General features: G+C 34.1%; 24 protein-coding genes and 1 other RNA gene. 18 read left to right on the forward strand and 7 right to left on the reverse strand.

Annotated elements, in window-relative coordinates; translation table 11 throughout:
- Window positions 1–169 precede the first annotated feature (169 nt).
- From secG to CWS01_RS22360, 6 genes are all read left to right on the forward strand, one after another.
- Entirely contained in the window at window positions 170–406 is a 237-nt protein-coding gene (gene secG / locus CWS01_RS11005) for a preprotein translocase subunit SecG (protein WP_101177252.1), read from the forward strand.
- Window positions 407–690: 284 nt separating this feature from the next.
- Entirely contained in the window at window positions 691–1434 is a 744-nt protein-coding gene (locus CWS01_RS11010; RefSeq protein WP_101177253.1) for an alpha/beta hydrolase, read from the forward strand.
- 29 nt (window positions 1435–1463) lie between these two features.
- On the forward strand, window positions 1464–3809 hold the full coding sequence (rnr, locus tag CWS01_RS11015; RefSeq protein ID WP_101177254.1) for a ribonuclease R: 2346 nt from the start codon (window positions 1464–1466) through the stop codon (window positions 3807–3809).
- 102 nt (window positions 3810–3911) lie between these two features.
- On the forward strand, window positions 3912–4379 hold the full coding sequence (gene smpB / locus CWS01_RS11020) for an SsrA-binding protein SmpB (RefSeq protein ID WP_101177255.1): 468 nt from the start codon (window positions 3912–3914) through the stop codon (window positions 4377–4379).
- A gap of 155 nt (window positions 4380–4534) precedes the next feature.
- Window positions 4535–4893: a transfer-messenger RNA gene (ssrA, locus tag CWS01_RS11025) on the forward strand.
- Window positions 4854–5024, forward strand: coding sequence for a hypothetical protein (locus CWS01_RS22360; RefSeq protein ID WP_157827629.1), 171 nt, complete (start codon window positions 4854–4856; stop codon window positions 5022–5024). Before ssrA ends, CWS01_RS22360 begins: the two co-directional genes overlap by 40 nt.
- Window positions 5025–5266: 242 nt before the next feature.
- On the opposite strand, the gene CWS01_RS11030 is transcribed toward CWS01_RS22360, so the two are convergent.
- From CWS01_RS11030 to CWS01_RS11040, 3 genes are read right to left on the reverse strand one after another with little or no spacing between them, the layout of a single operon-like run.
- Window positions 5267–6244: a Gfo/Idh/MocA family protein gene (locus tag CWS01_RS11030; RefSeq protein ID WP_101177256.1), complete on the reverse strand. Its 978-nt coding sequence runs from the start codon at window positions 6242–6244 to the stop codon at window positions 5267–5269.
- Window positions 6245–6281: 37 nt separating this feature from the next.
- Complete coding sequence (locus tag CWS01_RS11035; RefSeq protein WP_101177257.1) at window positions 6282–7598, reverse strand: PTS sugar transporter subunit IIC; 1317 nt, start codon at window positions 7596–7598, stop codon at window positions 6282–6284.
- Window positions 7599–7616: 18 nt separating this feature from the next.
- Window positions 7617–8633 (reverse strand): Gfo/Idh/MocA family oxidoreductase, encoded by a 1017-nt coding sequence (locus CWS01_RS11040; RefSeq protein WP_101177258.1) that lies wholly within the window; start codon window positions 8631–8633, stop codon window positions 7617–7619.
- A 429-nt stretch (window positions 8634–9062) separates the two neighbouring features.
- Here CWS01_RS11040 and CWS01_RS11045 point away from each other — a divergent pair, with 429 nt between their 5' ends.
- From CWS01_RS11045 to CWS01_RS11055, 3 genes are all read left to right on the forward strand, one after another.
- A complete protein-coding gene (locus CWS01_RS11045; RefSeq protein WP_101177259.1) occupies window positions 9063–9920 on the forward strand; it encodes a MurR/RpiR family transcriptional regulator in 858 nt (285 codons plus the stop codon).
- Window positions 9921–10061: 141 nt separating this feature from the next.
- Window positions 10062–10325 carry a hypothetical protein gene (locus tag CWS01_RS11050; protein ID WP_101177260.1) on the forward strand — a complete coding sequence of 88 codons (264 nt, stop codon included), beginning with the start codon at window positions 10062–10064 and terminating at the stop codon, window positions 10323–10325.
- Window positions 10326–10678: 353 nt separating this feature from the next.
- On the forward strand, window positions 10679–11182 hold the full coding sequence (locus CWS01_RS11055; protein WP_101177261.1) for an SRPBCC family protein: 504 nt from the start codon (window positions 10679–10681) through the stop codon (window positions 11180–11182).
- 37 nt (window positions 11183–11219) lie between these two features.
- Here CWS01_RS11055 and CWS01_RS11060 read toward each other — a convergent pair whose 3' ends face one another.
- From CWS01_RS11060 to CWS01_RS11070, 3 genes are all read right to left on the reverse strand, one after another.
- Complete coding sequence (locus tag CWS01_RS11060; protein ID WP_101177262.1) at window positions 11220–11837, reverse strand: DNA-3-methyladenine glycosylase; 618 nt, start codon at window positions 11835–11837, stop codon at window positions 11220–11222.
- A 115-nt stretch (window positions 11838–11952) separates the two neighbouring features.
- Window positions 11953–12798: a TIGR03943 family putative permease subunit gene (locus tag CWS01_RS11065; RefSeq protein WP_101177263.1), complete on the reverse strand. Its 846-nt coding sequence runs from the start codon at window positions 12796–12798 to the stop codon at window positions 11953–11955.
- Between the two features lie 13 nt (window positions 12799–12811).
- Complete coding sequence (locus tag CWS01_RS11070; protein ID WP_101177264.1) at window positions 12812–13678, reverse strand: permease; 867 nt, start codon at window positions 13676–13678, stop codon at window positions 12812–12814.
- Window positions 13679–14601: 923 nt separating this feature from the next.
- Here CWS01_RS11070 and CWS01_RS11080 point away from each other — a divergent pair.
- From CWS01_RS11080 to CWS01_RS11115, 8 genes are all read left to right on the forward strand, one after another.
- Complete coding sequence (locus tag CWS01_RS11080; protein WP_101177265.1) at window positions 14602–14913, forward strand: PTS sugar transporter subunit IIB; 312 nt, start codon at window positions 14602–14604, stop codon at window positions 14911–14913.
- Window positions 14913–15245 (forward strand): PTS lactose/cellobiose transporter subunit IIA, encoded by a 333-nt coding sequence (locus tag CWS01_RS11085; RefSeq protein ID WP_101177266.1) that lies wholly within the window; start codon window positions 14913–14915, stop codon window positions 15243–15245. The genes CWS01_RS11080 and CWS01_RS11085 overlap by 1 nt, the downstream gene beginning before the upstream one ends.
- Window positions 15246–15270: 25 nt before the next feature.
- Window positions 15271–16569 carry a PTS cellobiose transporter subunit IIC gene (celB, locus tag CWS01_RS11090; protein ID WP_101177267.1) on the forward strand — a complete coding sequence of 433 codons (1299 nt, stop codon included), beginning with the start codon at window positions 15271–15273 and terminating at the stop codon, window positions 16567–16569.
- 100 nt (window positions 16570–16669) lie between these two features.
- Entirely contained in the window at window positions 16670–18064 is a 1395-nt protein-coding gene (locus CWS01_RS11095; RefSeq protein ID WP_101177268.1) for a glycoside hydrolase family 1 protein, read from the forward strand.
- 323 nt (window positions 18065–18387) lie between these two features.
- Window positions 18388–20136 carry an ABC transporter ATP-binding protein gene (locus CWS01_RS11100; RefSeq protein WP_101177269.1) on the forward strand — a complete coding sequence of 583 codons (1749 nt, stop codon included), beginning with the start codon at window positions 18388–18390 and terminating at the stop codon, window positions 20134–20136.
- The gene (locus CWS01_RS11105; protein WP_101177270.1) at window positions 20137–21918 is read left to right on the forward strand and encodes an ABC transporter ATP-binding protein; all 1782 of its coding nucleotides are present in this window, start codon (window positions 20137–20139) and stop codon (window positions 21916–21918) included.
- A gap of 108 nt (window positions 21919–22026) precedes the next feature.
- Window positions 22027–23406: a glycoside hydrolase family 1 protein gene (locus tag CWS01_RS11110; RefSeq protein ID WP_101177271.1), complete on the forward strand. Its 1380-nt coding sequence runs from the start codon at window positions 22027–22029 to the stop codon at window positions 23404–23406.
- A gap of 301 nt (window positions 23407–23707) precedes the next feature.
- Window positions 23708–24670 carry a 2-hydroxyacid dehydrogenase gene (locus tag CWS01_RS11115; RefSeq protein WP_101177272.1) on the forward strand — a complete coding sequence of 321 codons (963 nt, stop codon included), beginning with the start codon at window positions 23708–23710 and terminating at the stop codon, window positions 24668–24670.
- 33 nt (window positions 24671–24703) lie between these two features.
- On the opposite strand, the gene CWS01_RS11120 is transcribed toward CWS01_RS11115, so the two are convergent.
- The gene (locus CWS01_RS11120; RefSeq protein ID WP_101177273.1) at window positions 24704–24835 is read right to left on the reverse strand and encodes a hypothetical protein; all 132 of its coding nucleotides are present in this window, start codon (window positions 24833–24835) and stop codon (window positions 24704–24706) included.
- Window positions 24836–25241: 406 nt separating this feature from the next.
- On the opposite strand from CWS01_RS11120, the gene CWS01_RS11125 reads away from it, so the two are divergent.
- Window positions 25242–26006 carry a MerR family transcriptional regulator gene (locus CWS01_RS11125; RefSeq protein WP_101177274.1) on the forward strand — a complete coding sequence of 255 codons (765 nt, stop codon included), beginning with the start codon at window positions 25242–25244 and terminating at the stop codon, window positions 26004–26006.
- Window positions 26007–26098 lie beyond the last annotated feature (92 nt).

Here is a 26098-nt window from a genome sequence, read left to right on the forward strand (position 1 = left end):
GACAATCATTATACACCATGGGATTGACTGGCTTATTTTTGAAGACTCTACTTTTAGAAGGAAAGAATAATAAAAAACGATTCTCTTTAATAGGACCTGCTATTGTTCCCTTTTCTAAAATATGTTACATTAATACTAATGTAATGTTCGTCTTAATGGAGGTGTTAATATGCTACACACTGTTTTAATTATTTTATTAATGATAGTTGCTATAGCGCTTATTGCTGTTGTACTTCTTCAATCAGGAAAAAGCTCAGGTTTATCTGGTGCTATTTCTGGTGGAGCAGAGCAGCTTTTTGGGAAACAGAAAGCTAGAGGCTTAGATTTAATTCTTCACAATACTACAATTGTTTTATCTATTTTGTTTTTTGTATTAACGATTGCGGTAAGTTATTTTGATTTATAAAAAATAGTCTGGTATAGAGTAAAAAACCTGACCTGATAAAGGTCAGGTTTTTTTTCGAAGTTCATTTAATGGTAAAACAAGGAAAATGATAATCAGTTTTATGGAAGAAAACATAATACTGGATTGTTTGTTCCGTCTCTGACTAAAATAAAGAGTACCTAATATTTTTGAATAGATTTAGCAGTATTTTCATTATTTGTTTTCTATATAAATTTGCTTAATGAAAATGTAGTGAATAAAAAGACTTAGGGCACGATAAGTATAAGAAAAGGAGAGTATAGATAATGAAAGTAGTTCAGCAAAAACCATTAACATTCAAAGGTGATAATAAAAGAGCAGTATTATTATTGCATGGATTTACTGGCAATACATCAGATGTACGAATGTTAGGGCGTTTTTTAAATACGAAAGGATATACTTGCCATATTCCTTTATATAAAGGACATGGGGTTCCACCAGAAGACTTAGTGCAATATGGCCCAAAAGATTGGTGGCAAGATGTGATGGAAGGATACGAATTTTTAAAAAACGAAGGATATGAAGAAATAGCAGTTGGCGGTTTGTCCCTTGGCGGCGTATTTTCCTTGAAATTAGGTTACACTGTACCTGTAAAGGGTATTGTAACGATGTGTTCACCGATGTATCTGAAAAGTGAAGAAGTGATGTATGAAGGCGTATTAGAATATGCTCGGAATTATAAAGTTCGGGAAGGCAAATCAAAGGATATAGTCGAAAAGGAAATGGATGAGTTTGCCCCTATGAATACATTAAAAGAATTGCGAGATTTAATTGCAGATGTGCGTCAATCGGTTGATTTAATTTATTCGCCAGTGTTTGTTATTCAGGGGCGGCATGACCATATGATCAATACCGACAGCGCTAATATTATCTATCAAGAAGTAGAATCTGAATTAAAAGAAATAAAGTGGTATGAAAATTCTGGTCATGTTATTACACATGATAAAGAAAAAGATGCTGTTTTTAGCGATTTTTATGCGTTTTTAAAGAAACTAGATTGGACAGAATAATAGAAAAGAATCTAAAGGGGGTTTATAATTTGGAAGAAATAATTCAGCAACATATTGATAAGCTGTTAACATATATGAAAGATGAAGCATATAAGCCATTAACAGTACAAGAATTGGAAGATGCCTTTGGAATTGAAGATTCTATCGGATTTAAAGATTTTGTCAAAGCATTGGTCCAAATGGAAGAAAAAGGGTTAGTTGTGCGAACTAGAAGCAATAGGTACGGACTGCCTGAGAAAATGAATTTAGTCAGAGGGAAATTAGCAGGACATGCTAAAGGTTTTGCTTTTGTTATTCCAGAAGAACAAGGAATGGACGATGTATTTATTCCGCCAAATGAAGTAAATACAGCAATGAATGGAGATATTGTTCTCGCTCGTGTTACTTCAGAAAGTTCTGGTCAACGAAGAGAAGGAACGATTGTCCGTATTATTGAAAGAGGGATACAGCAAATTGTCGGAACCTATTCTGAGAGTAAACATTTTGGTTTTGTTATTCCAGATGATAAGAAAATAGCGACAGATGTATTTATCCCAAAAGGAAGCACTAAAGGAGCGATTGAAGGACATAAAGTGGTTGTTAAATTAACCGCATATCCTGAAGGAAGAAAAAATGCAGAAGGTGCTGTCGTTAAAATATTAGGCCATAAAAATGATCCTGGTGTCGATATTTTATCTGTTATACATAAACACGGTTTGCCGTTAGCTTTCCCGGAAGAAGTGCTAGATCAGGCAAATCAAACACCTGAAGTAATTGATGAGAAAGAAATCCAGAATCGTCGTGATTTAAGGAATGAAACGATAGTTACAATTGATGGCGCAGATGCAAAAGACTTGGATGATGCTGTTACAGTAACAAAATTGGATAACGGCAATTATAAACTAGGCGTCCATATTGCAGACGTTTCCTATTATGTGACAGAATCTTCCCCAATTGATGTGGAAGCAGCAGACAGAGGGACAAGTGTTTATTTAGTTGATCGAGTTATTCCAATGATACCACATCGTCTTTCAAATGGGATTTGTTCTTTAAATCCTAAAGTAGACAGATTAACCTTATCATGCGAGATGGAAATCAGTTCAACAGGGGAAGTCGTTTCTCATGAGATTTTTCAAAGTGTGATTAAAACAACGGAACGTATGACGTATTCGGATGTTAAAGCTATCCTTCAAGACAAAGATGAAGAACTAATTAATAAATATGAGAATCTTGTACCAATGTTTGAATTAATGGGAGAGCTTGCTGAAATTCTTCGTAAAAAAAGAATGATTCGGGGTGCCATCGATTTTGATTTTAAAGAATCGAAAGTGCTTGTAGATGAAAATGGAAAACCAGAAGATGTGGTATTAAGAGAACGGTCTGTTGCGGAAAGATTAATTGAAGAATTTATGTTAATTGCAAATGAAACTGTTGCAGAACATTTTCATTGGATGCAAGTTCCTTTTATTTATCGAATACATGAAAATCCAAAAGAAGAGAAATTAAGAAGGTTTTTTGAATTTATTACGAATTTTGGCTATGTTGTAAAAGGAACGGCGAATGAAGTGCATCCACGAGCACTTCAAGAAATCATTGAAGCAGTTCAAGGAACGCCAGAAGAAATGGTGATTTCGACGGTTATGCTTCGTTCTATGCAGCAAGCGAAATATAACCCAGATAGTTTAGGCCATTTTGGATTGTCGACAGAGTTTTATACCCATTTTACATCACCAATTAGACGATATCCTGATTTAATTGTTCACCGTCTAATTCGCACCTATTTAATCGAAGGGGATATTACTGCTCCAACACAAGAGAAATGGAATAGCAAACTAACAGATATTGCGGAGCATTCTTCGAATATGGAAAGAAGGTCTGTGGAAGCAGAACGGGAAACAGATGAATTGAAAAAATCAGAATATATGCTTGATAAAATTGGCGAAGAATATGATGGCATTATTAGTTCAGTTACAAACTTTGGAATGTTTGTTGAGCTGACTAATACAATCGAAGGATTAGTGCATGTAAGTTATATGACAGATGATTATTATCGTTACGATGAGCGTCATTTTGCGATGATTGGTGAAAGAACAGGTAAAGTATTCCGCATCGGGGATGAAATTACGGTTCGTGTTGTTAATGTCAATAAAGATGAGCGGGCTATCGACTTTGAAATTGTTGGCATGAAGGGAACTCGCCGGAAAGATCCGAAAAAAGAAGGCAGAGTATTTTCTACAGGAAGCACTGCCCGTTCTCCACGTAAAGGCAAATCTGAAAGTACAGATAAAGACCGAAAAGGTACAAAAGGCAATGGAGATGGGAAACGTAGAGGGAAAAAAGAAAGAAAGTTTTTTGAAAATGCACCAAAAGCGAAAAGGAAAAAGAAGCGCCGCTAAAAGAGGGGGGGAATAGCTTCCCCCAAGTGGCTTCTCATTTTCGATTATTTGTTTGCAATCGTTTTTTTTGCTACAATAGTGCTATAGTAAGGGGGAAGAGAAATGCCTAAAGGTCAAGGCAAGGTAGTTGCCCAAAATAAAAAAGCAAATCATGATTATTTTATAGAGGAAACATACGAAGCTGGCATTGTTCTTCAAGGAACAGAAATTAAAGCCATTCGTGCTGGAAGAATTAATTTAAAAGAATCGTATGCCCGCATTCATAATGGAGAAGTATTTTTATATGGCATGCATATTAGTCCCTATGAGCAAGGGAACCGATATAACCATGATCCGTTGCGAACAAGAAAACTGCTGCTTCATAAAAAGCAAATTGCCAAATTAATTGGAGAAACAAAAGAAGCTGGTTATGCCCTTGTTCCATTAAAATTATATTTAAAAGATGGGTTTGCAAAGGTTTTAATTGGACTTGGTAAGGGTAAAAAGAATTATGACAAACGAGAAACATTAAAAAAGAAAGAAGCAAACCGGAATATCGAACGAGCATTGCGTGAAAGACAAAAAATGTAATCCAAAAACTTACAATTGATATTTGCTGAGTTTATGCTATAATAAATTATGTCGATAAGACATGCAAACTTTTAAGCTCCTATTTTTGAGCTTCCTAACGTGAACGCATATTGCGTGAATCGTGCAATGTAACAATTGCAAGATTTTATCCTAATGGGGACGTTACGGATTCGACAGGGATAGTTCGAGCTTAAGTTGCGAGTCGAGGGGATCGGCCTCGTTAAAACGTCAAAGCCTATAACTGGCAAACAACAAAACAACTTCGCTTTAGCTGCTTAATAGCGCTTAGCGGTTCCTCCCTCCATTGCCCATGTGGTAGGGTAAGGGACTCACTCTAAGTGGGCTACGCCGGATTCCACCGTCTGAGGATGAAGGAAGAGAACAATCAGACTAGCTCATCGGACGCCAGTCAACAGGCAGAAGAATGAGCGAAATGCGAATATGTTGACTACACTCGTAGAAGCTTAAGTGACGATGTTTCTGGACGAGGGTTCGACTCCCTCCGTCTCCACCAAATACATATTTGGTGGTTTTTTGCTTTTTTATGACTTAAAGCAAAAAATTGTATGTCAATTAATTGGCCATGTATTTTTCCTAAATGGAGAGGATGCTTCGCCAAACGAAATCGGTATTTGGTCAATGTAAATAGGCAAACACTAGGAAAACATATTGGTGAGCAGCCAAGAGCGCAGCCTATTCAAAAACCCTTGATGTCCAATGCTAGACAAATCAAGGGCTAAAGAGTCTATTTAATCGATATCAAACAATGCGTTGAACTTAGATAAAACCGCCGTATACGGAACTTGTACGTAGGTGGTGGGAGAGTCATACTCTCCTACTCGATATTCTGCAAGCTAGCAACCCTAGCCTAGTATCATCGAATAAAATTAGCCTAATTTAATTCCTGCATCAGTCAAAGCCTCTTCTGCAATTTCCATCACAAGTTGGCTCTGTTCTAACATTTGATTTGCTTTAGAGAAATCACTTTCTTTGATAATTCTTGCAAACTCGCAAAATTCTTCATACATTCTGTGAGGGTGCACTTTGTTATCAATTATACGGCTATCCTGGCCATTTATGTTCACTTCAAAAGAATCACAAGCGTTAGCTGGTCCGTTTAAAACAATGGATCCTTGATCGCCTTGAATTAGTGTTTTTATAGGTGCTGTCGAGTCTTTTGCGCCAATACAAACTACTTTGCAGTTCGGATAGTTTAATAATAGAATACCAGATGTATCAATGTTCCTCTCAACATTTGCGAGATAAGCTACCGAATTTGGTTTACCTAAAATTCCAACAACAAAGTGAATATTGTATATATTTATGTCCATTAATGCTCCTCCACCTGCTTTAGGATTAAAAGCTGGCAAGATTTCTCCATTTTTGAAAGCATTATATCGAGAAGAATATTGAGAATAATTACACTCTATTATTTTCAAATCTCCTAAAGTATTAACAGATTCTTTAATTGATAAGTAATTTGATAGATACTGTGTTGTTATCGCTTCTATTAAGATCAGATTATTGATTTTAGCAATATCTTTTAGCTCAGTAAGCTCAGAAAGTTTTATGGTAAATGGTTTTTCACAAATAACATTCTTTCCACTTAATAATGCTTCTTTTGTAAAAGAATAATGAAGATGATTTGGTAATCCAATATACACTGTATCAATATCTGTATCTTTTAAACATTCTTCATATGTTGTATATATTTTTCTAATTCTATATTCATTTTTCATTTTTTCTATTTTTTGTATGCTTTTTTCAGTGCCAAAGATGGCTACCAATTCTGTATCTGGTAAATCTCCAGCCATAGTTAAGAAATCAGCGACTATTTTTCCAGAACCTATTATTGCAAGTTTCACATGAATGACCTCTTTCTTTAGTACAAACAAATTATTTTTATACTTCTACAGCACTAATATTCGAATTTTCTTCATTTTTCATTTCTTCCTTAACCGCAAGATTATCTGCTACTTTAAAGAATGGGAAATACACAAGAGCGGAAATAACTATTTGTACAACATTAAGAACAGCTCCCCTCCATCCAGAGGCTAAGAAACCGGCTATAATTGGTGGAGTAGTCCAAGGAATATTGATCCCATTAGTATATGGTACTAACCCAGTACTCATAGCAACATAAGCGATAATGCATAATAGAACAGGCGTAAGAATAAATGGAACTAGCATAATCGGGTTTAAAACAATAGGTAACCCAAAAATAATAGACTCATTTATTGTAAAGATTTCTGGAGCAATAGACAATTTACCAAGCGCCTTGAATTGTTTTGATTTCGCTAGGAATAGAAGTAGTAAACACAAGCCGAAAGTAGCTCCTGATCCGCCAATTTTAATAAAATTGCTATAAAATTGATAATTTACAATGTTTGGTATTTCTTGTCCTGCTGCCACTGCTGTAGCATTTTCAGCAGTTAATGTTAACCAAATCGGTTGCATAACACTACCAACAATGTTAGCTCCATGCAGTCCAAACGCCCATAGAATTCCTTCAATTAGAATTACAATTATAGTGGCTGTTAATGAACTACCTAAAGCCGTTAATGGAGTTTGTAGGTTATCAAAAATAAATGCTTGTAAGCTTCCATAATTAGTTTGTTCAAATCCAATTCTAATCAAGTGGAATACTAAAATAATAATTAATATAGGAATCAATGCTGAAAAAGAATTTGAAACATTTTGAGGAACGGCATCAGGCATTTTAATTTTCCATCCTTTTTTATCCGTAAATCGTAAAATTTCAATTGAAAGAATAGAAATTAGGATCCCTACAAATAGTCCTGCTGCACCTAAGTTACCTAATGGTATACCTAAACCTAAGCTCTCATCAGAAAAGCCATACATTGGAGTAACTACGAAAAAGGATGCTAGAGCTGCGAAAATTCCTGCCATTCTGTCCAACTTATACGATTGAGCCAGTTCGCTTGCCATTCCAATAACAACGTAAATAGTCATCATACTCATAGAAATGTCATTTGGAATAGTTAAAATGCGTTGCCAATTATCCCCAAAAGTATTTTGCATAAACTCTGTATACGCATCAATTGGCAAATAAGCGAACAAGACAAAAAACGACCCGATGATTAGAAGTGGCATTGCCGACATAAAACTATTTTTTATGGCTTTTAGATATCGATTGTTATCCAATTTTAACGCTATTGGGCTTAATTTATCTTCAAGAAGTTCCGTCATTTTACGCATGATGATTCCTCCTAAATATTATTCTTTGATTTGCATCATTCCTTCTTCTAAAATCTCAATTTGTCGTATAGTTTCTTCATCCTTAACAATTTTTTCTTTTCCATTAATAATGGATTCATAAATACCATCATAAATTCGCCCATAGTCACCAACTTCAGAAATGACTTGCTCTTCGTGATATTTTCCATCATCATCCACATAAGTTAGAACGCCGTAGTGCTCTGGTAAATCAATTCCGAAATCCTTATTAGTAGGCATATAAAATAGTTTCAAGTGTTCTTCTTGTCTATCTTTTTTCTGCTTAACAAAAACACCTTTTTTGCCATATACGACAAAGCTAGGACGTTCTTTCAAACGGAAATAGCTAGATTTAATAGAAACCTTTTTGAAGTCATAAAAGAAGTCTAAATCAAAATAGTCACTCATACGTCCTTTTCCAAGAAGTTGTCTAACGTCATAAGTAATCCTATTTGGATTACCAAATAAAGACAAAACTTGATCTATTGTATGGCATCCGTGTCCATACAAATAGCTGAATTCTTTAGAAAAACCTTTTACAGACATAGGTATTTCAGGTCTGAAATAATCATAATGCATTTCAACTTCTAAAATATCCCCTAAAACTCCACTATTAATAACCTTTTGTGCTGTTAAGAAATCTGAATCAAATCGGCGATTCTGATAACATTGAATAAATAGATTCTTTTCTTTTGCATATGCAAATAACTCTTTCGCTTGGTCAGAAGTCTGTGTAAATGGCTTTTCGACTAATACATGTTTACCTTTATCTAGAGCCAATTTAGCATATTCATAGTGATTTGCTAATGGAGTACAAATGCTGACCAGTTGAATCTCTTCATCATTCCAGATTTTATCTAAATCATTCACATAATTTACACCTGGTACCTTCTCCCAAACACTGTTATTTCGCGGGGAGTAAATTGTTTTCACACGAATTTTTTCATTTTTTAATGAAAAAGGTAAGTGATAACGGTTGGTGCTTTTTCCGTTTCCGATATAGGCAATAGTTAACATAAAAAATTCCTCCAATTCTCTTTTAGTAGCTTGATTATATTAAAGGTGCTAAGGATTAAAAACGCTTTTATGTTAAATAGGATCTTATTATCACCAATACTTAGAATTGGTAATAATACACTGAACATAATGTTTAAAGAGGTGCTCATTTTAATGATCTGACAATTAAAAAACTTTTGCTTCCTAGGCTTTATCACACAAGTTGTCATTTCAGTTTGAATGGAATGAGGAGATCTTACTTTATTGACTAAAGAAGGTTTATATATTTCATGTTTTATCTGAGAGTTTTTGCAACATTGTTTTCTTGATGTGAACTTCTGGTTTAATTATGATATATATTTGATAGAGTAATCATTTTGTGCAGGGAGTGTCTTACCTTATTTGATAAATAAAAATAATTGCTTATCGTCAAAACAAATGGAGGAAAAAATGACATTATTAAAGAAACTGGAACAAAAGCAGGGCTTTACGGACACTGAAAAAAGAATTGCTGATTTCATTTTAATAAATTTAGAAGATGTTCCGAATATGTATATTCAAGAGCTTGCAGAAAACACATTTACATCCCACTCTGCAATTATTAGGCTGAGTCAGAAATTAGGTTTCTCAGGTTATAGAAATTTCAAAGTAGCATTAATCCATGAAATTCAAAGCAATAAACATACTATTGTACATGTTGATCCTAATTTTCCTTTTCTACCAACTGATAGTTCTATAAATATTGCAAAAAAAATGGCTGATTTAATGATTGGAACTATTAGAGAAACTTTAGTGAAACTGGATAAGGACCAATTAAATAAAGCTGTAGAATTTGTTAGAAATGCCAAACAAATTTATCTTTTTGGCACCGGGGACTCTCAGATTCGTGCTCGTAGCTATCAAAACAAATTTATTAAAATTAACAAGCACCTTATTATCGCTGATGAATATGGAGAAGCAACATGGAATGCACTGAGTATGGACAAAATGGATTGTGCAATCTTTATTAGTTATGCTGGTAATTCGGTTTCTCACATAAAAATTTTAAAATATCTAGCTTCCATGAAGATTCCTACAATAATGTTAACTGGTAATTCTGAATCGATTATGTCTAAATTATGCGAGCTGACAATTGAGGTCCCACATGATGAATATGACTTCTTCAAAGTTGGGACATTTTCTTCACAAATATCGTTTGAGTATATCCTAGATACACTATTTTCAATTATCTATGCAAAGGATTACACAAGAAACCTCAATAATCTTAAGAAAAAGGAAAAGGATTTAAAAAAGTGGGGACTGCTTTAAGTATTTTGTCCTATATATTGTGAAAATCAGTAAAACAGTGTTATAAACATCGCAATAAATAAAGCTTCAAATATTATTTTTAAAGATTTTTTGTTTTAGATAAGGGTATATAAATGAATCAGCAGCGAAAAGAGGATGGGTATGGAAATTATTAAACATTCTTATAAAAAACGAGGAACGATGGAATTTATCTATAATAAATTTCCTCAATCTAAAGTCATTCTTTATCCCATTAAAAATTATTATTTTGTTCGAACAGTAAAATGGCATCCAGAAGATCCAGTGGTCACAAGAGCTGATCTTGAAAAAATGGAATTGCTTTCTAATGAATTATTAGGAACTATTGAATTTTATAAACAACGGAAGAGTTATAAAGAAGATAGTGAGGAAACAAGTTTCTATTAATCCGTAGACAATTTTGATTGGACTCATAACATTTTGATTAATGATTTTCTGCAAATTTTTATTGTAAGCTTATTTCAGATAAGAAGAAACTTTAATTAGTGGGGATTTCTGCATCCCCACCTAGATATTTATATCACCTCTTATCATCTCAAGATAGAGGACAAAAGCCCGTTGAAGTTTATAGGAAATTACTGTTATTTATTTTTTGATTTAATCGCTCAACTTATTTTTAATAGAGTCACTATAAAAATAGTCTAAATATTATGTCATTTATTCACTGAGGGTGTTTCCCCATGTTATACTACAGAGGAAATTGAATATTTTAATCAGTGAACGAATGGGAGGAAAAGAGAATGTCTGAAGCAATGAAGACCAGTGTGGAAGGAAAAAATCTTATAATAGAGCGAGTTTTTCATGCACCAAGGGAGGTTGTATTTGCAGCATTTTCAGAATCGGAAAGTTTAGCTAGCTGGTGGGGGCCACTTGGGTGGGAAACGAAGAATAAGCAATTTGAATTTGTGCCTGGCGGGGTATGGCATTACTGTATGACATGTAGCGATGAAAACCAAGGCGATTTTTTCGGTATGGAATCTTGGGGGAAATCGGTGTTTCAAGAGATTATTGTGCCAGAGAAGATTGTAGCTTTAGACTATTTTTCTGATCAGGATGGCGATATTAATCCAGAGGCGCCAAGCACTCAAATGACAATCCTTTTTATGGATGAAGAGGAGAAAACAAAGTTAATTATACGTTCTCAATTTCAAACTCCAGAGGATTTGCAGCAAGTAATGGAGATGGGAGTTGTTGAGGGGATGTCCTCTCAATTTGTTTGTTTAGATGAATATTTAGAAAAATAGCAAGGAAGAGAGGAGTTTTGAAAAGATAAACTCCTTTTTATATTATATTCCTCCATATTTTTAAAGGTGGGAGAACTTCTTTTTTTGCCATCCCTGAAACAAATGGGTTTCCTTTTACATAATAACGTAATGGAGCAAGTGTCCAATCTCCTTTATTAGGTATTCCAATGCGAGGTGCTGTAATAATTTCATTTGGGATTTTGCTTTTTTCTTGATTTATATATAATGCTCCTTCATTTATCATCCTTCCATCTAATTCTTTTGTAATAGCCATTGCTTTTGTTAATTTTCCTGGACCATTGCTGATGAGGATACCGGTTTGCTGTCTGTTTGCAGCCATTTGTTCTATTCCCTCTATAGGCTCTATTGCTCGTATAAGAACAGCCTGAGGATTATTTGGCTCTTTTGTTGTAATGTTGAGCATATGATGGGTGTGCATCGTATAAACGTAAATGGTTCCGCCTATTTTGTACATAGACTGCAGACGAGGCGTATTTTTTCCAGCATAGCTATGGCAAGCCATGTCCTCAATGCCTAGGTATGCTTCTGTCTCTACGATAAAGCCGCTATAGATGCAAGTGTTAGTCTTATGTACAAGCAGTTTTCCTAATAGATTTTGAGCAATCTCTTTAGTAGTTGGATGAATGAAATCCATTATTTAAGCATCTCCCTTCTTAATTTCCCTTTAATAATATTATTCCTCTTAATAATGCGCTATTAAAAGAAGCATTTTTAGTAAAAGAAGAAACCACTCAAAAGTTTGAGCGGTCTTAATAACTTCTATAAGCATAAGGATCCTCGGGTTGTGCTATCTTTTTCCAAGAAGTAACTTTAAGTACAGGAATGGTTTTTTTGAACGGCTGATAATAAATCGTTTCTAGTTTACCGCTAACTTGCAGCCATTCATCATTTTTAGTTTTTAAATCTTTAGGTAAATCTAGAAGCATTCCATATACTCCTGAATCAGCAATGCAATGAATAATCCCAAAGCGCAGTAGAAAAATTTGATTTTCGCTCAGTTCTTTTTCTCTGTAAGAGAAGCCAGTTATTGTTACTTGTTTGTCTATAAACTGGCCTGGATAGTTGTAAATGGTTTCTAAATCATTTAGAAGGTTATTTTCTCCTAATGTAATGGTTTCCTGTTTTTGCAGCTTTTTTACCCCTTTATCCATTAGTTCGGAATAGTCATCTTTTCCATAATAACTCGTTGTATCTGGCTGCAGAAACTGACGCTGGCTATATGCATCTCCTTCTTTATAAGCGGAAAAAAACAGTCCCTTTTTAGCAACGATATTAGAATCCAGTGTAGCAGTAGGAAGAAATAGGCCAGTTGCTACAGGAAGTATCAGCACGAAAAAGGTAAATCCCCTCTTCCACCAAGTATTATCTTCATTGTCATGATTATGTCCACAATCTGGACCGCAATGGTTATGATCATGCTCATTATCTTTTTTTACATAAAAGTAAATGCAGATTAGTGTAAAGAAGATAAAAATATAGATGGCCGACTCTGATATATAGGAATACTTCATATTAATATATTTAGAGATATTTCCAGAGGCATGAAGATGCATAAATAAATAAGTAAATCCGATAAGCACTAATATCCGAAACATGTTCAAACCTCCATTAAAAAACTAGTGTAACCACTAGCACAGTGATTGTAATGATTGTACATAAAAAAAGAACAAATTTACTTTTAAAGGTGCTTAGCAGCATAAAAGTATTTTTAATATCAAGCATTGGTCCGAATACTAAAAATGCGAGTAATGAACTTGTAGAAAAGCTGCTTCTGAAACTTGCAGCAACAAATGCATCTGCTTGAGAACATAAGCTCAAAACGTAAGCCAGCCCCATCATTACGACATGGGAAGAAATTGGGCCATTGCCAATTGCAACAAGCGTAGATGTTTTAACATATGTTTGCACGATTGCTGCTAATAATGACCCTATAACTAAATATTTGCTCACAGAAAAAAATTCATTAATAGAATGCTCTAGCATGGCACTGATTCGCTCTTTTATGGAGCGATAGTGAACAGGGTGGTGATGATTATTTTTTAATGGAGAATCTTTGATGGTTAATTTTAAGATAAACCCAACAATCATGGAGACAATTAAAGCTAATCCTCCTCGATAGAAAACCATCGACCAGCTGTTCCCAAAAGCAAGAAAAGTAGAAAAAAGCACAACTGGATTAATGATTGGTCCTGTCATCATAAAGGCAACCGCAGCTGGCAGCGGTACCCCTTTTAAGATAAGCCTTCTAGTAATTGGCACAATTCCACATTCGCATGCAGGGATAATGCTTCCTAAAAAAGAGGCTAATAAGATAGATAAAAAGGTGTTTTTTGGAATGAATTTTGCAATCATTTCATCTGATACAAATATTTGGATGATTCCAGAAATGATAACCCCTATTAAGATAAAAGGCAGGGCTTCTATCACAATGCTTATAAAGATAGTGTTCATTTGCAATAATGTTTGAGTATTCATATGCAACCCCTAATTAATTTGTAGACGAATAAAAATTCATTGTCACTATATCATGTGAAAATGAAGGTTTTATGAAAAAATGATTTTTTGTACTGAAATTTATAACTATATAAAAGATATAAGTCGAATTACAGTTTATTATCTAATCTATCTTTTATAATATGCAACCAACCTAGTGAATTTTTTTTGGAATTATCGTTTTACCAGTATTTAATCATTAATGATTGGTTCGGATGTTCTCTTGAGCTGCAAAAGAGCTAGAACTAGAAGTTGGTGTAAGTGCAACCACTTTAATTAAGGTAACTTTCGTATTATTAATAACATAGTGAGAATAAGAAAATCTTTTTATGAGACTTGCTTTGTGCTAAGTGAAGTGCTTGCTTTTTATTGCAGCTAGTTTAGTGCTTTCATCTAATTTGCGCTTGGAGAATATAGTAAAAGAAACAATCGTAATGAAGGAGGAGTATATGGTGAAAAATCCTAAAAATTCTTATTATGGAACTGAGAAAAAATGTGAATAAATTCCACTGAATTTGCCTCTACAACAGCAATATTGGCAGAGTAGGCTTGGATATCTTATGACTCCACTTCCTATCTATAACAATCCAAATTATATTGGAACTGGAAAATTAAAAGATAAAGTTGCATTAGTATATGTACTGTTGGCATCTTAGGATGGAGCCTATATTACAAGACAAACAATTCATGTAAATGGCGGGTTGATGGTAGCAACTAAGGCAGGAAAGGTTTTCATTTTGCAAAAAAGAGACATTTTATAATGTCTCTTTTTTTTATTTTAAAAGTTTATATTAATTTTTATAAAAGTATAGACAAATAAATGCAAACTTTTTATAATAAGATTGTAAGCGATTTTTGAAAGCGATTTATTAATTTATATACTTTTATAAAGGAGTTTGATTATTATGAAAAAAATATTATTAGCTTGCAGTTCAGGTATGTCTACTAGTCTTTTGGTGACGAAGATGGAAGAATATGCGAAATCAATTGGCGAAGATGCAAAAATTTGGGCGGTTGGACAAGATCAAGCAAAAAAAGAAATGGAAAATGCTGATGTAGTATTGATAGGACCACAAATGAGCTTCCTTAAAGGAGAATTTCAAAAAGAAGCGCAGAAGTATAATATAAATGTGGATGTTATCGATATGATGGCGTATGGCATGGCAGATGGAAAAAAAGCATATGAACAAGCAAATAAATTAATAGGTGATAAATAATGGAAAATATAGATCTTAATACATTATCAGCAGAACAAATTAATTTTATGTTAATACTTCATAGCGGAAACGCGCGCAGTAAGATTATTGAGGCATTGCGTGAATACAGAGCAGGCAGGGAGGAAGAGGCAGATCAGTTGATAGAACAGGCAGAATCTGATTTACATGCTGCTCATCAGATACATTTTAAGATGGTTCAGGAGGAAGCATCAGGAAATAAGGTGGAATTTGCATTGCTCCTCATGCATGCAGAAGATCATCTAATGTCTACTTTATCCATGAAGGAACTTGTAAAAGAACTATTAGAGATATTTAAAGAAAAAAAATTATAGTTTAATAGGTCGGGAGGAAAACCGAGTGTTTGATAAATTAAGCAGATATTTAATACCTATTGCAGGAAAATTGAATAATAATCGCTATTTAACTGTTTTGCGGGATGCATTTATGCTATCGTTCCCTTTAACCATTTTTGGTTCGATTTTTGTTGTATTAACTAATTTGCCGTTTCTGAACAAGCTAATGAGCGATAGTGCAATTAGTTCTTTTCAATCCATGTTTGGAATCGCTTCATCTGCAACAATGGGAATCATGTCCATATTTGTCGTATTTGGCATAGGATATTACTTATCCAGAAGTTATGAGGTAGAAGCAGTATTTGGTGGTGCTATTGCCCTTGTTTCCTTTTTATTGCTTACACCATTTGTATTGCAGCCTGAACAAGGAGACATGGTAACGGGTGTTATTCCAGTTGATAGGCTGGGAGCAAAGGGTATGTTCTTAGGAATGATTACAGCATTTATTGCTGCTGAAATATACCGAAAAGTTATTCAAAAAAATATAACGATTAAAATGCCTCCAGGTGTTCCGCCAGCTGTGGCGAAATCATTTGCAGCATTGATTCCTGCATTAATTACTTTAACATTCTTTTTATTAGTAAATGTAATCGTTACTCAAGTGTTTAATACCAATATGCATGATGTTATTTATAAAGCAATCCAAGCTCCGCTAGTTGGACTGGGAAGCGGGATTATTCCAACATTAATCGCTATTTTCTTTATCCAAATCTTGTGGTTCTTTGGTCTTCATGGCCAAATTATTATTAACTCAGTAATGGACCCAATTTGGAATACATTGCAAGTGGAAAATTTGAATGCGTATACAAATGGAGAGCCAATTCCGCATATTATTTCAAAACCATTTATGGAAATCTATACAGTCGGTATGGGTGGAACAGGCATGACATTAGCTGTTGTACTGGCAATCTTAGTTTTTATGAAGAGTAAGCAAATGAAGCAAGTAGCTAAACTTGGATTAGGACCTGGTTTGTTTAATGTAAATGAGCCGATTATTTTTGGATTGCCAATTGTAATGAATCCATTAATTGCTGTTCCTTGGATTATTTCTCCAATGATTGTTACTTTGGTTTCTTATTTCTCCATGGCTTCAGGTTTAGTGCCGCCTCCAACTGGAGTAACGGTTCCATGGACAGTTCCGGTATTTATTAATGGGATGATGGCAACAAATTCAATTGCAGGAGGAATTTTACAACTTGTAAATATGGCTATTGTATTTGTTATTTGGTTCCCATTCTTAAAAATTATTGATCGAGTTAATATGAAAAAAGAAGAAGAAGAAGAAGTAAACAAAGCTTCTTAAATGAGTATGGAGCGGGTAAACCATGTGTTTATTCTTAGTACATGTTGCCTGCTTGTTTTTTGTAAATGAATATGCTTTTTAGATGGAAAGGAGAAATAAAATGAGTGAATTACACTATAAATTTCCAAAAGGATTTTGGTGGGGATCAGCAGCCTCCGCTACACAAACAGAAGGAGCGGCAAATATAGATGGAAAAGGGGAAAATATTTGGGATTACTGGTATGAGCTACAACCAGAGCGTTTCTTTGACGGTGTGGGGCCAAAAAATACCTCTCAATTTTATTATAAATATAAAGAAGATATTAAATTAATGAAAGAAATAGGTCATAATTCATTCCGTATGTCTATTTCTTGGTCCCGATTACTACCGAACGGCAGTGGCGAAATAAATGAAAAAGCTGTGCAATTTTATAATAATGTCATAGATGAATTTATTAAAAACGGAGTAGAGCCTTTTGTTGGTCTTTTTCATTTTGATATGCCAATGGAATTGCAAAAAATTGGCGGATGGGAAAACCGTAAAGTCGTATATGCATATGAAGCTTATGCAAAAGTTTGCTTTGAATTATTTGGAGATCGTGTTCAAAAATGGTTTACTCATAATGAACCGATTGTGCCTGTTGAAGGAGGATATTTGTATGATTTCCATTATCCTAATGAAGTAGATTTCAAAAAAGCTGTTCAAGTAGGCTACCATACGATATTAGCGAGCGCTAAAGCAATTAAAGCATATAAAGAACAAAAACAAAAAGGCAAAATTGGAATCGTCCTTAACTTGACGCCTTCATATCCAAGAAGCCAAAACCCTGCCGATGTTAAAGCTTCTGTACTGGCAGATGCTTTCTTTAACCGATCATTTTTAGATCCTTCTGTAAAAGGAGAATTTCCAAAGGAATTAGTCGAGATTTTACAAGAAGAGGGATATATGCCAACAATAGAAGATGGCGATTTAACGATTATTAAAAATAATACGGTAGATATTCTAGGTGTAAACTATTATCAGCCAAGACGAGTAAAAGCAAAAGAACATTTGCCAAATCCTGAAAGTCCATTTATGCCAGACCGCTATTTTGATAATTATATTATGCCTGGACGGAAAATGAACCCACATAGAGGCTGGGAAATTTACGAAAAAGGAATATATGATATTCTCGTAAATCTAAAAGAAAACTATGGGAATATAGAATGTTTTATTTCTGAAAATGGAATGGGTGTTGAGGGAGAAGAAAAATTTCGAGATGTAAATGGAATAATTCAAGACGATTATCGCATTGAGTTTATTCAAGATCATTTGAAATGGGTGCATCAAGCAATTCAAGAAGGCTCTAATGTGAAGGGCTATCATTTATGGACATTTATGGATAATTGGTCTTGGACAAATGCCTATAAAAACAGATATGGTTTTGTATCGGTTAATCTAAATCAAGATGGTGAACGCACAATTAAAAAAAGCGGACATTGGTTTAAGACGGTTGCCGAGAGTAATGGATTTTAATCAACTAAATAAAATAAATTAGAAAGCGGCCTATTTAAAGCCGTTTTTTTTTCTAGATTACTTAGGCAGATGTGAACCAATAGGCATTTTTTTGGAATAATTATTATTTCACTGTCTGTTCCTTCTGTGATAACAGTAGCACTATTAAATTTTAAAAATGAGAGTAGCAGTTATATAAAATACATACATAGAAAAGCATTTAGCCTAATAAGATTATTTAGTGCATTTTAAAAAAGGAGGTGTTCATTCCATAATAAATTGTTGATTCCTTAAAGTGTATTTACTGTGAAAGTTCACTGCACGTAGAAAGGAGTGTGTTTCTTTTGCAAAGTTTACGATGGATTTGGGGATATTTATATCACTATTGGAGAAGATTATGTGTTGGATTAATAATGGCATTAATCGTTTCTGCTTTAAATATGGTTAATCCTTATTTAGCAGGAAAGATAATTGATAAAGTCATTTTGGGAGATCAAAACCATCTATTATGGATATTTCTAGGTATTATGATAGCAGGTACACTTATTAGAACGATAGTTCGTTATAGCTATCAATTGGTTTTTGAAGGTTTATCCCAAAATGTAATTTTTAAGATGCGGGAACATATGTATGAACGGCTGCATCATCTTGATTTTAGTTTTTATGATCGAACGAAAACAGGCGATATCATGGCAAAAATGACAGGTGATTTAGAAGCGGTTCGGCACTTTACCGCATGGACTGTCTACATGATTTTTGAAAACGTCGCCATTCTTCTTTTTGCTATTGGTTTTATGTTCTATATTCACCCGCCGCTTGCTTTTACATTATTGATTGTCACCCCAGTTATAGGTTATTTCGCTTTTCGATTAACTTCAGATGTTAAACCAACTTTTACAGAAATTAGAAACCAATTTGCTAAATTAAATTCAGTTGTACAAGAAAATATTAGCGGAAATCGAATTGTAAAGGCATTTGCAAAAGAAAATTATGAGATAAAAAAATTTTCCATCGAAAATGATGGATTTAAGGAAAAAAACCTGCAGTCTTCTAAAATATGGGAAAAGTATTTACCTATACTTGATTCACTTGGTGGAGTACTAACTGTATTAATGATTTTTGGTGGAGGACTTATGGTAATTAAAGGAACCCTGACATTTGGGGAATTGGTTATGTTTAATTCGCTGATATGGGCTATCAGCAATCCAATGAAAATGGCCGGATGGCTTCTTAATGATGTCCAACGTTTTATTGCTTCTGCTGAAAAAATAGAAGATTTATTAAAAACGAAATCAAAAATAATTAATATAAACCAGCCAGTTGCAGCAAAAATGACTGGGATGGTAGAGTTTCAACATGTTTCATTCAGCTATGGAGAGGAAGCAGTCTTAAAAGATATTCACTTCTCTGTAAAAGCAGGGGAAACGGTTGGAATTATTGGTCCAACTGGTGCTGGAAAATCATCATTAGTGAATCTTATTAGCCGTTTTTATGATGCAGATGCTGGCGAGGTGTTAATAGGTGGCGTAAATGTGAAAAAATGGGATATACAAAGACTCCGCAATGGCATGGCTACTGTTATGCAAGATATATTTTTATTCTCTGATACCATTGAAGGGAATATTGCATACGGCAATCCAGAGGCCTCGCTTGTGGCTGTGCAAAATGCTGCAAAAATGGCAGATGCACATAACTTTATTTCTAAATTGCCTGAAGGGTATGACACAGTGGTAGGAGAACGAGGGGTTGGTTTATCCGGCGGACAAAGGCAGAGAATTGCTTTAGCGAGAGCTTTATTAAAAGACCCTGCGATTCTTATATTAGATGATACAACATCCAGTTTAGATATGGAAACGGAATATAAAATTCAAAATACGCTAAAATCACTGCAAAAAAGAAAAACAAGTTTTATCATTGCCCATCGAATTTCTTCTGTTAAAGATGCAGATATCATTTTAGTCATGAATAATGGAAAGATTATGGAAAGGGGAACACATAAAGAATTATTAAAGAAAAAAGGCTATTATTTTGACGTGTACATGAATCAATATGGGAATTTTGAGAATAAGCAAATTGGTGAGGAAGTGATATAAATGGCTCGGAATAAATTTGATGTTGATGAGGAATTAGAAACTCCTTTCAGCTATAGCCATTTAAAAAGGCTCATGCAATATATTAAACCATATAAAAGAAAAATACTATTTACTATTTTCATTATGCTTTTGGCTAGTGCAGCTGGATTAACAGGTCCATATTTAATTAAACATGCTATTGACTCAGCTATACCAAAAAAAGATATTGGAGAACTTTCTTTATTAGCAGGAATATATGTCATTGCACTGTTTTTAATTGCTGTTTGCATGAAGTATCGAATTAGGATGATGTCTGAAATTGGGCAAAGTGTGATACAGAATATCCGCAAAGATTTATTTACTCATATTCAGTCGCTATCTTTTTCCTTTTATGATAATAGGCCGCATGGAAAGATACTTGTAAGAATTGTCAATTATGTTAATTCACTCAGTGATCTTTTATCAAATGGAATGATTAATTTAATTACAGATATATTTAGTCTTATTGTTATTATTGGATTTATGTTTGCTATTAATGCAAAGCTTGCTATTCTTGCAATGATTGGATTCCCAGTGCTTGCGGCAATCATTTTCTTGATTAAAAATGCTCAGCGAAAGGCATGGCAAGATTTAAGCAATAAGCAATCCAATATGAATGCCTATATACATGAAAGTATTAATGGCATAAAGGTAACACAGGCGTTTGCTCGAGAAGATGAAAATAAAAAGATTTTTATGGAAGTTTCAAAAGGATATAAAAACTCTTGGATGAAAGCTGTCCGTATCCAATTTTTGCTTTGGCCTTCGATTGAGAATATCTCTGTTCTTACTGTTTCTTTCATTTATATAGTAGGAATTTCGATGATAGGCCAAGGTGTTACAGTTGGGGCTTTAGTAGCGTTTATCGGGTATATTTGGATGTTTTGGACTCCCTTATCTAATATAGGGAATTTTTATAATGCCATCATTAACGCAATGGCATACTTGGAAAGAATTTTTGAAATGATGGATGAAAAACCAACAGTCATAAATAATCCTAATAGCCGTAAATTGCCCCTTGTTGATGGAAAGGTAGAATTTGAGCATGTTGATTTTGGCTATGAAGGAGCAGATAGAGTTTTAAAGGATATCGATTTTCAAGTAAATCCAGGGGAGACGATTGCTTTAGTCGGCGCTACTGGTTCTGGAAAAACATCTATCGTTAATTTGATTAGCCGTTTTTATGATTTAAACAGCGGCTATATAAAAATAGATGGGGTAGATATTCAATCTGTAACAATTCCATCTTTAAGAAAACAAATGGGAATTATGCTGCAAGATCCATTTATTTTTTCTGGATCTATTATGGATAATATTCGGTATGGACGCTTGGATGCTACAGATAAGGAAGTGATGAATGCAGCAAAAGCTGTCCAGGCAGATTCCTTTATTGGAAGATTAAAAGAAGGGTATCAAACAGAAGTGAATGAGAGAGGAACAAGGTTATCGGCTGGGCAAAGACAATTAATTTCATTTGCCAGAACATTATTAGCAGATCCTCGCATACTCATCCTAGATGAAGCGACATCTTCTATTGATACGGAAACAGAAATAGCGCTGCAAAAAGGGCTTGAATCTTTGCTTGCAGGCAGAACATCCTTTATTATTGCTCATCGGTTATCGACGATTCAAAATGCATCACGGATTTTTTATATTGAAAAAGGAAGGATTATAGAAGAAGGCACTCATGAGGAATTGGTGAAAAGAAAAGGAGCTTATTGGAAATTATATAAATCTCAATATGCAGCGCATGCGGCAGGTTAAATATGATAATAAACCTTTTATATGTATTTTCTTTTTAAGTAAAAAGTATAGACATATAAAAGGTTTGCTTTATAATAAATGTAAGCGATTAAAAAAAGAGAGGCGGTAATTAAGACGGAAAAGAAAAAGACTACTATTATTCCAAAAAATTTTTTATGGGGAGGGGCAGTAACATCTTTTCAAACGGAAGGTGCTTGGAATGAAGGGGGAAAGGGGCTATCGTTAGTAGATGCTCGTCCTATTAAGGAAGGACATTCTGATTGGAAAGTTGCTGTAGATTTTTATCATCGTTATAAAGAAGACATTCTTTTATTTAAAGAGATGGGGTTTAATGCATATCGTACAAGCATCTCTTGGTCAAGAATTTTCCCCGATGGAGAAGGAGAAGCAAATGAAGAAGGGCTAAAATTTTATGATGATTTATTTGATGAAATGATTACGAATGGCATTCAGCCTGTTATTACGTTATATCATTTTGATCTGCCCCTTGCTTTGGCAAAAAAATATAATGGGTTTGCATCAAGAAAAGTGGTAGATTTATTCGATCACTATGCACGTACTGTATTTAAACGTTATAGTCATAAAGTAAAATACTGGCTGACTTTTAATGAACAAAATTTAGTGCTGACAAAGCCTGAATATTGGGGTGTAAATTTAGAACAGGCGGAAAATAAAGAAGCTCTTCTTTATCAAGTGGCACATAATGCTTTTATTGCACATGCTAAGGCTGTACAGTCATTGCATGAGATTGTGCCAGAAGGAAAAATGGCTGGTATGGTTACTTATCTGACAACCTATCCAAACACTTGCAAGCCAAAAGATGCCATTGCTAATATGAAAGCAAAAGAATGGTTGGTAGATTTCTATTTTGATGTATTTGCACATGGAGAATATCCAACTTATATAACAAGCGATTTAAAGAAAAAAGGCATCATGCCAATCTTTGAAGAAGAAGACGCTAAACTCCTTAAAGAGAATACGGTAGATTATTTAAGCATTAGCTACTATCAAAGCCAAACAGTAAGCAGCGATAAACAAAATAATGAATCCATTATTTCTGGAGTAACACCTAATCCACATTTAAAAACAAATGAATGGGGATGGGCAATTGATCCAATTGGTTTAAGAGTCTGCTTAAAGGATATGTATGCACGCTATCGCCTTCCTATTTTTATTACTGAAAATGGAATTGGTGTAAAAGAAACATTAAATGAACAAGGTACTGTAGAAGATGATTATCGAATTTCTTATTTGCATGAACATATTAAACAAATGAAGTTAGCGATAGAGGAAGGGGTAGATATTATTGGCTATCTGACGTGGGGATCAACAGATTTATTAAGTTCTGGTGGACAGTTTGAAAAGCGTTATGGATTTGTTTTTGTCGATAGAGGAGAAAAAGATTTAAAAGATTTAAAAAGATATAAGAAAAAGAGCTTTAATTGGTACAAAGAGGTTATTGCCTCGAATGGAGAAATTGTAGAGTAATTACATAGTATGGTAGAAAGATGGCTCTTTAAAGGCCATCTTTTTTATCGCGCATGCCCACCTTGACTTAAGGGATGATAAGCGAAAACGAGAAATCTAGGTGGATAGAAATTTGTTGAGTAAAAGCCTGATTGAAGTTTCACTTTATTATCAAAGTTATTATTTCTGCGATTTTATTGAAAAGTCTTATCACGCTCTTTTGATTTCCTAAAAGGTGATTTTTTCCTTTATAATAATAGTATGCTAGAAACTAGGATACAGCAGTTAGTGTCAATATCTATGATGCAAAGGAGTGGTACAGGTGAAGCCGAAAGTATTTATCACAAGAAAATTGCCTAAGGAGATTATTTTGCAAATAGAAAGTCTATGCAGTATTAAAATGTGGCAGGAAGAGGATGTCCCAGTTCCTTATGAAGTATTAGAAAAGGAAATTAAAGAAGTGGATGGACTTTTCTGCCTGCTGACAGAAAGTATTGATAGAGCTTTAATGGAAAAAGCAAAAAATTTAAAAGTAATCAGCAATATGGCAGTTGGCTATAATAATATTGATATACAGGCAGCTGAGGATCTTGGGATTACCATAACGAACACACCAGGCGTTTTAACAGAAACTACTGCAGATTTAACATTCGCGCTGCTTATGTCAACAGCACGAAGACTAGTAGAAGCAAGGGATTATTTGAAAAATGGAGAGTGGCAAACATGGTCCCCTATGCAATTGACTGGACAAGATGTTTTTGGAGCAACAATTGGCATTATTGGTATGGGGAGAATTGGCGCTTCATTGGCAAAAAGAGCCAAAGGTTTTGATATGAATATTTTATATTATAATCGCAGCCAAAAGTTAAATTTGGAGAAAGAGTTTGATATGCAATATGTAGAATTAGAATACTTAATGAAGCAATCAGACTTTGTTTGCGTTATGACTCCATATACTAAAGAAACAGAAAATTTAATAACAGCAAAAGAACTAAAAATGATGAAAGAAACAGCGATACTTATTAATACAGCTAGAGGCGGTATTGTCAACGAAGCAGATTTATATCAGGCTTTATTAAAAAAACAAATCTGGGCAGCAGGTTTAGATGTTTTTGAAGAAGAGCCACTTTCATTAAATCATCCACTTTTATCCCTTAACAATGTAGTAGCTCTTCCTCATATTGGAAGTGCCAGTATCAATACCCGCTTAAAAATGGCAACATTAGCTGCAGAAAATTTACTTGCAGCATTAAATAATCAAACGCCAAAGCATGTTGTAGTATAAAAACAAGGAAAAGGAAAATCTGATTTTACCTAGTTAAATTTCCTTTTCCTCCTCTATTTCTTCTTCCGTTTGAAGTTTTGTATGCCATCCATACATTTCATTAATCTCTTTTGCAATCTTATCTAAAAACTCATCTGAAATGATTTCATTTTTTTCTGGATACATTATATTCTCCCTTCTTTTTCTTTTTATTATGGAAACATTGACTATTTTTATACGATGAAAATGATTGTATAAGCTATAGAAATAAAGCTTGGTTTAAAAATGGCTGCATCAATAAATACGACCGGTGGAATGATGTTCGAGAAGCCAACTGAATGAAGCCTAAACATTTTTGGACATGTGATGTGGAAGGATTTTACTAATGAGGTTAGGGGAAAATAAAAGTTTTTTCTACTTCTATTATACACAATTATATTTGAAGTTATCCTAAATTTTCGGAATTATCTAATAAGAAATGCTAGAAAGATAACTATTTCCTAATATAGAGAAAATTAGAATCTTTATAGAAAAAACTATTTACATGCACGTTGCGTCAACCTTTATCATGTAGTTATAAGGAGGTGAGGCAGTGGAATATACTGTTCAAAGTCTTGCTAAATTAGCGGGAGTAAGCTCAAGAACATTACGGTACTACGATGAAATCGGTATTCTTAAGCCAGCCAGAGTCAATTCATCTGGATATCGAATATATGGAGAAGAGGAAGTAGACCGATTGCAGCAAATTCTCTTTTATAGAGAGTTAGGTGTTAGTCTTGAAATGATAAAAAGTATTATCTTGTCTCCATCCTTTAATGTGAAGGAAGCGCTTCTGGATCATCGAGTGAAACTTTTAGAAAAACGTAAGCAATTAGATGCATTAATACAGAATGTAGAGAAAACTATTGCAAAATCAGAAGGGAGAAGAAATATGAGCAATAAACAGAAGTTTGAAGGATTTAAACAAAATAAAATAGAAGAAAATGAAAAAAAATATGGAAAAGAGATTCGCGAAAAATATGGAGATGAGACCATTGATCAAGCGAATGCAAAATTTAGGAATATGTCAGAGAAAGATTATAAAAAGATGATAGATCTAGAAAAAGAAGTGCTGGCTGCATTGGCAGAAGCATATAAAACAAGGGATCCTGCTAGTGATATCGCTCAAAAGGCAGCAGATTTGCATAAACAATGGCTCCTGTTCTCTTGGAGCAAATACAGTAAGGAAGCGCATGCGAATTTGGCGCAAATGTACGTGGATGATGCAAGGTTTGCAGCATATTATGATAAAAAACAGCCAGGCAGTGCAGAATTTTTACGAGATGCTATTCATATTTACACAGGGATGAAGAAATAATATATGGCAGCAATTCAAAGGGGAAATCAGTTAGCTTAACTGATTCCTTTTTTCCTGTTAGCTATTGCAAGTGATTTAAGAATCTAATCGGT

The organism is Niallia nealsonii (assembly GCF_002835805.1).
In the GTDB taxonomy this organism is placed as follows: Bacteria; Bacillota; Bacilli; order Bacillales; family Cytobacillaceae; genus Niallia; species Niallia nealsonii.

Coding starts and splice junctions, on each gene's coding strand:
- CWS01_RS11060 (WP_101177262.1), bottom strand. CDS start 11,837: ATGGATTTCATTCATCCAACTACTAAAGAGATTGCTCAAAATCTATTA.
- CWS01_RS11080 (WP_101177265.1), top strand. CDS start 14,602: ATGAAAAAAATATTATTAGCTTGCAGTTCAGGTATGTCTACTAGTCTT.
- CWS01_RS11120 (WP_101177273.1), bottom strand. CDS start 24,835: ATGTATCCAGAAAAAAATGAAATCATTTCAGATGAGTTTTTAGATAAG.
- CWS01_RS11065 (WP_101177263.1), bottom strand. CDS start 12,798: ATGTTTCGGATATTAGTGCTTATCGGATTTACTTATTTATTTATGCAT.
- CWS01_RS11105 (WP_101177270.1), top strand. CDS start 20,137: ATGGCTCGGAATAAATTTGATGTTGATGAGGAATTAGAAACTCCTTTC.
- CWS01_RS11050 (WP_101177260.1), top strand. CDS start 10,062: ATGGAAATTATTAAACATTCTTATAAAAAACGAGGAACGATGGAATTT.
- secG (WP_101177252.1), top strand. CDS start 170: ATGCTACACACTGTTTTAATTATTTTATTAATGATAGTTGCTATAGCG.
- CWS01_RS11010 (WP_101177253.1), top strand. CDS start 691: ATGAAAGTAGTTCAGCAAAAACCATTAACATTCAAAGGTGATAATAAA.
- CWS01_RS22360 (WP_157827629.1), top strand. CDS start 4,854: ATGTTTCTGGACGAGGGTTCGACTCCCTCCGTCTCCACCAAATACATA.
- CWS01_RS11055 (WP_101177261.1), top strand. CDS start 10,679: ATGTCTGAAGCAATGAAGACCAGTGTGGAAGGAAAAAATCTTATAATA.
- CWS01_RS11040 (WP_101177258.1), bottom strand. CDS start 8,633: ATGTTAACTATTGCCTATATCGGAAACGGAAAAAGCACCAACCGTTAT.
- smpB (WP_101177255.1), top strand. CDS start 3,912: ATGCCTAAAGGTCAAGGCAAGGTAGTTGCCCAAAATAAAAAAGCAAAT.
- CWS01_RS11085 (WP_101177266.1), top strand. CDS start 14,913: ATGGAAAATATAGATCTTAATACATTATCAGCAGAACAAATTAATTTT.
- CWS01_RS11045 (WP_101177259.1), top strand. CDS start 9,063: ATGACATTATTAAAGAAACTGGAACAAAAGCAGGGCTTTACGGACACT.
- CWS01_RS11070 (WP_101177264.1), bottom strand. CDS start 13,678: ATGAATACTCAAACATTATTGCAAATGAACACTATCTTTATAAGCATT.
- CWS01_RS11095 (WP_101177268.1), top strand. CDS start 16,670: ATGAGTGAATTACACTATAAATTTCCAAAAGGATTTTGGTGGGGATCA.
- CWS01_RS11035 (WP_101177257.1), bottom strand. CDS start 7,598: ATGCGTAAAATGACGGAACTTCTTGAAGATAAATTAAGCCCAATAGCG.